This window comes from Hymenobacter terrestris (assembly GCF_013377905.1).
In the GTDB taxonomy this organism is placed as follows: domain Bacteria; phylum Bacteroidota; class Bacteroidia; order Cytophagales; family Hymenobacteraceae; genus Hymenobacter; species Hymenobacter terrestris.
Genome location: NZ_JABKAV010000092.1, coordinates 1 through 9,982, shown reverse-complemented (window position 1 = coordinate 9,982; position 9,982 = coordinate 1). Strand labels below are relative to the sequence as shown.

The following is a 9,982-nucleotide window of genomic DNA, read 5'->3' as shown; positions in this document are numbered from 1 at the left end:
CCCAACCGCCGGGGCTCGTTGGTTTTGGGAGGGAGTAGTATTTGGCAGGCAGACAACAAAAAAACCGCTTTTACCGAAAACAGTAGCACCTTACCGCCTTGGCTCTTACCTTGGCAAGTCAGGCTTCCCGGCTAGCCAAACCAGGCAGCCGTTCATTTTTCATTCCCTTACATCCTGCCTATGTCTGCCACGCTGCTCCGCATCCATCCCGACAACCCGCCCCTCAACCGAATTCAGCAGGCCGTGGAAGTCATCCGCAAGGGAGGCGTTATTATTTACCCTACCGACACGGTGTATGGCATTGGGTGCGACATTCATAATGCCAAAGCAGTTGAGAAGGTATGCCGCATCAAGGGGCTAAACCCCGATAAAGCCAACCTCAGCTTTATCTGCCACGACTTGTCTCATATCAGCGACTATGCCCACGGCATCACTACGCCCATCTACAAGGTGCTGAAGCGGGCCCTGCCGGGGCCATTTACTTTCCTGTTCGAGGCCAGCGCCAAAGCCCCTCGCCAAGGTGGGCGGCAGCGCAAAACCGTGGGCATCCGCATCCCCGACAACCCCATCGTTCTGCAGTTGGTGCGGGAGTTAGGCAACCCGATCATGAGTACCTCGGTGCGCGAAGACGAGAATACGCTGGACGAATACGTTACCGACCCCGACCTAATCTATGAGAAGTACCGCTCTATGGTAGATCTGGTTATTGATGGCGGTTTTGGCAACAACGTCCCTAGCACCATCATCGACTGTACCAATGATGACTTCGAGCTGATTCGCCAGGGAGCCGGTGACATCGAACAATATCTGTAGAATACTTAGGAGAAAGTACAAACAAGGAAACGGGGAGACTTCCATGCTGGCACCTTTTAAAGCAGGTTGCCGACACGGAAGTCTCCCCGTTTCCTTGTTTGTATTTACCCCTGTACTCTTTTGTGCTTCCAGCGGCGGTGGCTCCAGAGATAGTCGGAAGGACTGGCCTGAATATCGCGCTCCAGCAGGCGGGCAAAGGCCTCGGTGAGCTGGTGTTCCTCGGGTGGCAGTGTAGTTTGGCCGTCGTGCAACTCGGTGAGGCTGATGCGGTAGTAGCCACGCCGGACGCGCCGGATGGTCACATACACGGCTGCGCAGCCAAACTGGGCCGCTAGCTTGTCGGCCCCAGTATAAAAGGGCGTGTCCTGATGCAGGAAGTTTGTCCAGTAAGGATGGTCTTCGGGCCCGGCGGCCTGATCGGAGAGCATGCTAAGGGCGCGGCCCTGGCCCCGATGGCGCAGCAAATCGCGCAGTGTGCTTTTCATCGGCAGTAGTTTGGCGCCCACGTGGGTGCGCAGCTCCAGCAGAAAAGCCTCGAAGAAAGGGTTCATCAGCGGCTTGTACACCCCCGTCACCCGTCCCGGGAACAGCACTGCCCCCGACGGCAGAATCCACTCCCAGTTGCCAGTGTGCGAGCCCAAGGTAAGCACCTGCTTATTTTCAGCGAACAGGCGCTCCAGCACATCCGGGTTCTCAATCAACACCCGCTGCCGCATCTCAGCGGCCGAAAGCGTGCGCAGCTTCAGGATTTCTACCATAACCTGAGCGAAATGCCAGTAGAAGTCGTTGGCTATCTGGTCTATTTGCGCGCCCGACTTCTCAGGGAACGAGTTACGCAGATTCTCCATTACCACCCGCCGCCGGTAGCGTAGCACGTACGCCATCAGCCAGTACAGCAGCCGGGCAAGGCCATAGAGCACCGCTAGCGGCAGGCTCGACAGGCCTACCAAGAGCCAGTTGAGGGGCTGGAAATACCAGGGATAAGCGGGAGAAACGGTCGGACTTACTGGGGCACTCATCGGGGCATCGTAGCCCCGGCGGGGGCATAATCGGTGGGGTTGCGTTGCACAGAGGAAGTTTGGGTACTCAAAACGCGATTTTTAGCATCGCGCACTTCCAGCGTGAGGCTGTAGCTACCGGCCGGCACCTTGCTCAGGTCCAGCTCACCAGTGAGCACTGTAGGACGGCCCTGGGCACCCTGGGCCAGCCCCTTGCCACTGGCCACCGTGGTTTTACCGGCCGCTGGCCGCAGGCGGTAAAGTATTACCAGCGGCTGGCCCGCCGTGGCGTTGTACAGCTCGGCGTAAAAAAACAGCTTTTCCTGGCCGCGGGCATACAGGCCCCCGGGGGCCCGGGTGAGAGACAGGCCTTGGCGGATGAAATTGTTAGCCTCGATGCCCGACCGGCTGGCGGGCCGAGCTAGCAGCACCAAGCTGCTAAGCTGGGGCTTGGTGGCTCCAAACTCTACCACCAGCGGCTGCTCCACAATAATAGTCGAGGCGGCCCGGTTCTGGTCGCGTAGCTGGCCGCGCAGGGTGTATCGGCCGGCCGGCAGCAGCAGGCGTTTCTGGAAGCTGATGGGGTTTTTGATGGCCGCTGTCGTGTCGCGCAGCACCGGGGGCTTCAGGGTAATGGTTTCCTGGTACGCCGCTGTACCATCGGGCCGGATGGCTTCGAGCGTAACCAGAGCCGCCGCCTGAAATACCTTCGGAGCCCGGCGCTTGTACGTCAGGTGCTGGCCCGAAACGGTGGCATACACTTCGACTACGCCGCCCTTCACCGCCACATCATCGTTGCGGAAGGTGGCCGCGTCGAGCAGCAACTGGGCGGCGGCCGGAGCAGCAGCCAGGGCCGACAGCAAAGCCAGCAGCGGCAGGAAGAGGCGGAGGCGGACGGGCATTATGTCAGTTTGGCGGTACGGGCGGCAGAGTTGGCAGTGGGTTTGTAAAGCTGCCAACGCTGCCGCTGGTAAAATTGCGACTTTTCTAGCGGTACAGCAGGGGCGCGACCATCTGTTGAACGACGTAAAGACGCAAAATTTTACGTCTCATCGTTGAACGGCTGTGCCGGATGCTCAACCCCAGCAATACAAAGACGCAAAATTATTGCGTCTCTACGCCGTTCTTTCACCTATGCCCGACGTTCTTTTTGAGACCCAGTACCACCCGCCTATTGCCTTCTTCGCCGCGCTGGTCGGGGCCGATGCCTTGTGGCTGGAGGCCCACGACCACTACCGCAAGCAAACCTACCGCAACCGTTGCCTGATTCTGACGGCCCAGGGCGTAAAGCCGCTTCCAGTCCCCGTAATCGATGGCAACCGCAGCGAGAAGGTGCTTAGCTCGCTCATCGAAATAGACTACCGGCAGAACTGGCGGCACCAGCACCTACACACGCTGCAAACCGCTTATGGGGGCACACCGTATTTCGAGTACTACATCGAGTACCTGCGCGACATATACCAGCAGAAACCGGCCTTGCTCTTCGACCTGAATTTGGCGCTGCTACGCTTCTATTGTCGCTGTCTGCGCCTGCCCTTGCCCATTTACCTCACCACCCATTACCAGTCTCTCGCAGCCGGCGGAGAGCTGCTGCCGACCCCCAGGCTCCCCTCCTCTCCGCTCGATTTGCGCGATACCCTCTCGCCCAAGCACCACGTGCTACCGGCCGGACCTGACAGAGCGTCGGTACCAGTTTACGGGCAGCATTTTGGTAAAGATTTTGCACCCGGACTCAGCATCTTAGACCTGCTCTTTATGCAGGGTCCGGCCGCCGGCAGTTTTCTTGCGTAGTGCCTACCAGCCGCCCGAACCAACGCCCGGTACTAGCTGTTTCAGTTTACATCGGCCAAATCTGCTCCGTGAACCGTTTTCATCGGGCAGCAATCCGTTTTTCTTTTCTACCTTATCTGCATGGAAGCTAAATTCTCAAACAGAGTCAAGGAGGTCATCTCCCTGAGCCGGGAAGAGGCCATCCGGCTGGGGCACGACTATATCGGGACCGAACACCTGCTGCTGGGCATGATCCGCGAAGGGGAAGGTACTGCTTTGGGCTTGCTTAAAAAGCTGGGTGTGTCCATCGATGAGCTCAAGTATGCGCTCGAGCAGGCCACCCGCAACACGGCCACCCAGGGCACCAGCATTACCGGCTCGATTCCCCTGACCAAACAGACCGAGAAGGTCCTCAAGATTACCTATCTGGAGGCTAAAATCTTCAAAAGCGAAATTATCGGCACTGAGCACCTGCTGCTTTCGATTCTGCGCGATGAAGACAATATTTCGTCCCAAATTCTGAGCAAATTCAACGTGAATTACGAATCTGTGCGCGACTCGCTCGATTACCACGGTAACGCGGCGAACAACCCTACCTCCGGCCCCGAGGCCGACGACGACGACAACGACCGCCTCTTCGGGGGTGGCGGAGCTGGTCGTAGCGGCGCGGGCGCCACGCCCAAAAAGGGCAGCGATAAGTCGCGTACCCCGGTGCTCGACAACTTCGGCCGCGACCTGACCAAAATGGCCGAGGACGACAAGCTCGACCCCATCGTGGGCCGCGAGAAGGAAATCGAGCGTGTGGCCCAGATTCTGAGCCGCCGCAAGAAGAACAACCCCATTCTCATTGGCGAGCCCGGCGTGGGTAAAACCGCCATTGCCGAGGGCTTAGCCCTGCGCATTGTGCAGAAGAAGGTGTCGCGGGTGCTCTTCGGCAAGCGCGTGGTTACGCTCGACCTCGCTTCGCTGGTAGCCGGCACCAAGTACCGTGGCCAGTTTGAGGAGCGCATGAAGGCCGTGATGAACGAGTTGGAAAAGTCGCCCGACGTGATTCTGTTCATTGACGAGCTGCACACGATTGTGGGTGCCGGTGGGGCTTCGGGCTCGCTCGACGCTTCCAACATGTTCAAGCCGGCTCTTTCGCGCGGTGAGATTCAGTGTATCGGTGCTACGACGCTCGACGAGTACCGCCAGTACATTGAGAAGGACGGCGCATTGGCCCGTCGTTTCCAGATGGTGATGGTGGACCCCACCACGCCCGAGGAAACGGTGGAAATCCTGAACAACATCAAGGACAAGTACCAGGACCACCACCACGTAGTGTACACCGACAAGGCCATTGAGGCCTGCGTAAAGCTGTCGGACCGCTACATGTCGGACCGTTTCCTGCCCGACAAGGCCATCGACATTCTCGATGAAGCCGGCGCCCGAGTGCACATCAACAACATCGTGGTGCCCGAGGATATTCTCAAGCTCGAAGAGCAGATTGAGAACATCAAAGGCGAGAAGAACCGCGTGGTGAAGAGCCAGAAGTACGAGGAAGCCGCCAAGCTCCGCGATACGGAAAAGAAGCTCATCGACCAGCTTGAAACCGCCAAAAAGGACTGGGAAGAGGACACCAAGAAGAAGCGCTACACCGTGAAGGAGGAGAACGTGGCCGAGGTGATTGCCATGATGACCGGCATCCCCGTTTCGCGTGTTGCCCAGAAGGAAAGCGCCAAGTTGCTCAATATGGGCGAGGAGCTTCGCGGCAAGGTGATTGGCCAGGACAAGGCCATTCAGCAGCTCGTGAAAGCCATCCAGCGTACCCGGGTTGGCCTCAAGGACCCCAAGAAGCCCATCGGCTCCTTCGTGTTCTTGGGCCCGACCGGCGTGGGTAAAACGGAGCTGGCCAAGGTGTTGGCCACCTACCTCTTCGACAAGGAGGATTCGCTCGTGCGGATTGACATGTCGGAGTACATGGAGAAGTTCAGCATCTCGCGCCTCGTGGGCGCGCCTCCCGGCTACGTGGGTTACGAGGAGGGCGGCCAGTTGACGGAGAAGATCCGCCGCAAGCCGTACTCGGTGATTCTGCTCGACGAAATCGAGAAGGCCCACCCCGACGTGTACAACATCCTGCTCCAGGTGCTCGACGACGGCATTCTCACCGACGGCCTCGGCCGCAAGGTGGACTTCCGCAACACCATCATCATCATGACATCCAACATTGGAGCGCGTGACCTACAGGACTTCGGCGCTGGTATTGGTTTCGGTACCAAGTCGCGCCAGGACAACATGGATGAGTTGACGAAGGGCACCATCACCAATGCCCTCAAGAAAACCTTCTCGCCCGAGTTCCTGAACCGCTTGGATGACGTGGTGGTGTTCAACTCGCTGGAGAAGTCGGATATCCACAAGATTATCGACATCAGCCTGGGTAAGCTCCTGAACCGTATCCAGACGCTGGGCTACAAAGTTGAGCTGACCGATGCCGCCAAGGACTTCGTGGCCGAGAAGGGCTACGACCCCAAGTACGGCGCGCGTCCGCTCAACCGGGCCATCCAGAAGTACATCGAAGACCCGATTGCCGAGGAAATCCTGAAGGCTGAAATTGCCCAGGGCGACGTTATCACCGCCGACTATACGGAAGGCGCGGAGGAACTCGTTTTCGCCACCAGCAAGGGTGACGGCGTAGCCATCCCCCAGGCCAGCGACGAGCGGCCCGAGGAAGCTCCGGAAGAAGCGCCCGAAGCCTCCGACGACGAGCCCACGGACTCTAAGAAGAAAGGTGAGTAAGTAGCTTTGATTAGCAAAAGAGGACGGCCGGCTCCCACTGTGGGAGCCGGCCGTCCTCTTTTGCTATATTTCAACGCACCTTTAATTGAATGTATACATGAGATTGGTTCTACTGCTACCTACACTGTTTCCACTAGCATTATTCATGCAGTGCTCTACTCCGAATTATCCCTACGACCCCAAATTAATTACTACGCGAACTGAAATTAATCTTGCTTTTACTGAAGACAGAGGGCTTTTATCATCTGACGGGACTGTGTATTTCATTCCTAATTCCGACCCATCAACCATTGTTGCTTATCGCGACAACAGTATATTGTGGCAAACAAATATGTCCCATGAATGCGGCCCTGATATTTTTGATCAAGCTGTGCGCTACATTAAACTGACTCCCACTAACCTAGAGGTCGTATATAGCAAGCATAGCTATCTAACTATTGCGCGTAATACAGGCCAAGTTACCTGCCAAGGAAGAGACTAACATTGCTATGAGGCCAGAAAAGCCGCGCCCGAATCTTGGGCGCGGCTTTTCTGGCCTTGGGCCTTACCTTTGGCTACCTAACATTGGTTACCCCATTCGACTATTCCCACCCCGCATGTCCGACCCGCACACCGACGCCCAAATGAGCCCGCTCGAAGTTCTCGCCCGCAAAAACGCCGAAGCCCTGCTCGGCGGCGGCCAAGCCCGCATTGACGCCCAGCACAAAAAGGGCAAGCTCACGGCCCGTGAGCGAATCGATTTGCTATTTGATGAGGGCTCATTCGAGGAAATCGGCAAGTTTGTGATGCACCGCTCCAAGGATTTCGGCCTCGATAAGGAATACTACCTCGGCGACGGCGTGGTAACGGGCTACGGCACTGTGCAGGGCCGGCTGGTGTATGCCTTCTCACAGGATTTCACGGTATTCGGCGGCTCGCTGAGCGAAACGCACGCCGAGAAAATTGTGAAAATCATGGACCTCGCCATGAAGAACGGTGCCCCCATTATCGGCCTCAACGACTCGGGCGGGGCCCGGATTCAGGAAGGCGTGGTGAGTTTGGGCGGTTACGCCGACATCTTCTACAAGAATACGCTGGCCTCGGGCGTGGTGCCCCAGTTGTCGGCTATTATGGGCCCCTGCGCGGGCGGTGCGGTGTATTCGCCCGCCATCACCGACTTCATCCTGATGGTGGAAGACACGAGCTACATGTTCGTGACCGGCCCCAACGTGGTGAAAACCGTGACCCACGAAACCGTAACCAGTGAGGAACTGGGCGGCGCCAGCACCCACTCGGCCAAGAGCGGCGTTACGCACTTCAGCTGCGCCAACGAGGTAGCCTGCATCACCCGCGTGAAGCAGCTGCTGAGCTACATGCCCCAGAACTGCGAGGAAAACGCCCCGATGCTGCCCTACGAGGCCGGCCAGAACGAAAGCCGCCCGGTCCTCGACAACATCATGCCTGAAAACCCCAACCAGCCTTACGACATGCGCGAGGTGATTGAGGGCATTATTGATACCGACTCGTTCCTGGAAGTGCACCAGAACTTCGGCGAGAACATTGTGGTGGGCTTTGCCCGGCTCGGCGGCCGCAGTATCGGCATCGTGGGCAACCAGCCGGCCGTGCTGGCGGGTGTGCTCGACATCAACGCCAGCACCAAGGCGGCCCGGTTCGTGCGCTTCTGCGACTCGTTCAACATCCCGCTGCTGGTGCTCGAAGACGTGCCCGGCTTCCTGCCCGGCACCGACCAGGAGTGGCGCGGCATCATCACCAACGGCGCCAAGCTGCTCTACGCCTTCTGCGAAGCCACCGTGCCGCGCATCACCGTCATCACTCGCAAAGCCTACGGCGGTGCCTACGATGTGATGAATTCCAAGCACATCGGAGCCGACCTGAACTACGCCTGGCCCACCGCCGAAATTGCGGTAATGGGTGCCAAGGGCGCGGCTGAAATCATCTTCAAGCGCGAAATAGCTGCCGCCGAAAACCCTGAAGCCAAGCTCCAGGAGAAGGTGGATGAGTACCAGCAGAAGTTCGCCACGCCCTACCGCGCCGCCCACCGCGGCTTCGTGGACGAGGTTATCCTCCCCTCCCAGACCCGCCAGAAGCTTATCCGCGCCTTCAAGATGCTGGAAAACAAAGTAGCCACGCTGCCCCGCAAGAAGCACGGCAACATTCCGCTGTAATTCTGTATGACTTGGTTAGAAGTTAGCAAACTATCAGCTATTCTGGGAGCCGTCACATTATTGGGCTGGGGGTGTATGCGGTTTAGGGCAGTGCAGATTCTTTTATCGCCGCTGCTACTTATTCTTTTCTTGCTTGTTGCTATTGCTAGCGCTGATTCTTCATCTCACAGTAATTGGTGGTCCGAATCGCAAAACAGGGTGTTAGGTAATTACTTACTACTGTCCAGCCTTGCATTATTTGCTACTTCATTGATAGCTTTCACTACCCACCTGCTACAATAGTTTCTTACATCATGCGTCAAGAATCGTTCGATTTCCTTCAGAAATACCTCAACAACCCCTCTCCTACCGGCTTCGAGAAGGAAGGCCAGCAGATTTGGCTGGAATACCTCAAGCCCTACATCGACACGCACTTCGTGGATACCTACGGCACGGTGGTGGGCGTCATCAACCCCGAGGCCGAGTACAAGGTGGTAATTGAGGCCCACGCCGACGAAATCAGCTACTTCGTTAACTTCATCACGGAGTCGGGCTTCCTGTACCTGCGCAAAAATGGTGGCTCCGACCCGCTGGTGGCCCCCAGTAAGCGCGTGAACATCCACACCAAGAAGGGCATCGTGAAGGCGGTGTTCGGCTGGCCTGCCATCCACGTCCGCAAGCCCGACCAGGACAAGGCCCCGACCATTGAAACGGTGTTCCTCGACTGCGGAGCTTCCAGCAAGGAAGAAGTGGAGGAAATGGGCATCCACGTGGGCTCGGTTGTCACGTTCGAGGATGAGTTCATGGTACTCAACGACAAGTTCTATGTGGGTCGCGCACTCGACAACCGCATCGGCGGTTTCATGATTGCCGAGGTGGCTCGTCGCCTCAAAGAAGAAGGGAAAAAGCTACCCTTCGGCCTATACATCGTGAATGCGGTGCAAGAGGAGATTGGCCTGCGCGGGGCCGAAATGATTGCTCACCGCATCAAGCCCGATGTGGCCATCATTACGGACGTGACCCACGACACCCAGTCGCCGATGTATGAGAAGAAAACCTCGGGCGACCTGTTCTGCGGCAAAGGTCCGGTAATCACCTATGGTCCGGCCGTACAGAACAACCTGCGCGACCTTATTATTGAAACAGCCCTGAGCGCCGAAATCCCGTTTCAGCGCGCCGCTGCCACCCGCGCCACTGGCACCGACACTGATGCCTTTGCCTACTCCAACGCCGGCGTGGCCGCAGCCCTGATTTCGCTGCCCCTCAAATACATGCATACCACCGTCGAGACGGTGCACAAAGACGACGTGCAGCACGTCATCGACCTGATTTACGAAACCGTACTTCGCATTGAGGACAAGCAGGATTTCCGCTACTTCAGTTAAAAACGGTGTAGGGGCAGGGGTCGGTGCCTCCCCCCGTTCTGGCCCTCCCACCGCCTATCTTGAGCATCGGGGGGGGTAGTACACCCCCCCCCCTACC

7 protein-coding genes are annotated in these 9,982 nt (G+C 57.7%); 5 read left to right on the top strand and 2 right to left on the bottom strand.

The window, feature by feature from the left end; all coding sequences use genetic code 11:
- Nucleotides 1-180 precede the first annotated feature (180 nt).
- Complete coding sequence (locus HW556_RS17170; RefSeq protein WP_176901352.1) at nucleotides 181-813, top strand: L-threonylcarbamoyladenylate synthase; 633 nt, start codon at nucleotides 181-183, stop codon at nucleotides 811-813.
- 104 nt (nucleotides 814-917) lie between these two features.
- Here HW556_RS17170 and HW556_RS17165 read toward each other — a convergent pair whose 3' ends face one another.
- On the bottom strand, nucleotides 918-1,832 hold the full coding sequence (locus HW556_RS17165; RefSeq protein WP_246289706.1) for a lysophospholipid acyltransferase family protein: 915 nt from the start codon (nucleotides 1,830-1,832) through the stop codon (nucleotides 918-920).
- Entirely contained in the window at nucleotides 1,829-2,713 is an 885-nt protein-coding gene (locus HW556_RS17160; protein WP_176901351.1) for a hypothetical protein, read from the bottom strand. The genes HW556_RS17165 and HW556_RS17160 overlap by 4 nt, the downstream gene beginning before the upstream one ends.
- A 232-nt stretch (nucleotides 2,714-2,945) precedes the next feature.
- On the opposite strand from HW556_RS17160, the gene HW556_RS17155 reads away from it, so the two are divergent.
- The 4 genes from HW556_RS17155 (at nucleotide 2,946) to HW556_RS17140 (ending at nucleotide 9,885) form a co-directional block, all read left to right on the top strand.
- Nucleotides 2,946-3,602: a WbqC family protein gene (locus HW556_RS17155; protein WP_176901350.1), complete on the top strand. Its 657-nt coding sequence runs from the start codon at nucleotides 2,946-2,948 to the stop codon at nucleotides 3,600-3,602.
- Between the two features lie 120 nt (nucleotides 3,603-3,722).
- Nucleotides 3,723-6,356: an ATP-dependent Clp protease ATP-binding subunit gene (locus tag HW556_RS17150; RefSeq protein WP_176901349.1), complete on the top strand. Its 2,634-nt coding sequence runs from the start codon at nucleotides 3,723-3,725 to the stop codon at nucleotides 6,354-6,356.
- A gap of 596 nt (nucleotides 6,357-6,952) precedes the next feature.
- Nucleotides 6,953-8,521, top strand: coding sequence for an acyl-CoA carboxylase subunit beta (locus HW556_RS17145; RefSeq protein ID WP_176901348.1), 1,569 nt, complete (start codon nucleotides 6,953-6,955; stop codon nucleotides 8,519-8,521).
- 293 nt (nucleotides 8,522-8,814) lie between these two features.
- Nucleotides 8,815-9,885, top strand: coding sequence for a M42 family metallopeptidase (locus tag HW556_RS17140; RefSeq protein WP_176901347.1), 1,071 nt, complete (start codon nucleotides 8,815-8,817; stop codon nucleotides 9,883-9,885).
- The last annotated feature ends 97 nt before the right edge of the window (nucleotides 9,886-9,982 follow it).

Bases quoted from the DNA above. Each gene is read 5' to 3' on its own strand.
- HW556_RS17145 (WP_176901348.1), top strand. From the start codon at position 6,953: ATGTCCGACCCGCACACCGACGCCCAAATGAGCCCGCTCGAAGTTCTC.
- HW556_RS17150 (WP_176901349.1), top strand. From the start codon at position 3,723: ATGGAAGCTAAATTCTCAAACAGAGTCAAGGAGGTCATCTCCCTGAGC.
- HW556_RS17160 (WP_176901351.1), bottom strand. From the start codon at position 2,713: ATGCCCGTCCGCCTCCGCCTCTTCCTGCCGCTGCTGGCTTTGCTGTCG.
- HW556_RS17155 (WP_176901350.1), top strand. From the start codon at position 2,946: ATGCCCGACGTTCTTTTTGAGACCCAGTACCACCCGCCTATTGCCTTC.
- HW556_RS17170 (WP_176901352.1), top strand. From the start codon at position 181: ATGTCTGCCACGCTGCTCCGCATCCATCCCGACAACCCGCCCCTCAAC.
- HW556_RS17165 (WP_246289706.1), bottom strand. From the start codon at position 1,832: ATGAGTGCCCCAGTAAGTCCGACCGTTTCTCCCGCTTATCCCTGGTAT.
- HW556_RS17140 (WP_176901347.1), top strand. From the start codon at position 8,815: ATGCGTCAAGAATCGTTCGATTTCCTTCAGAAATACCTCAACAACCCC.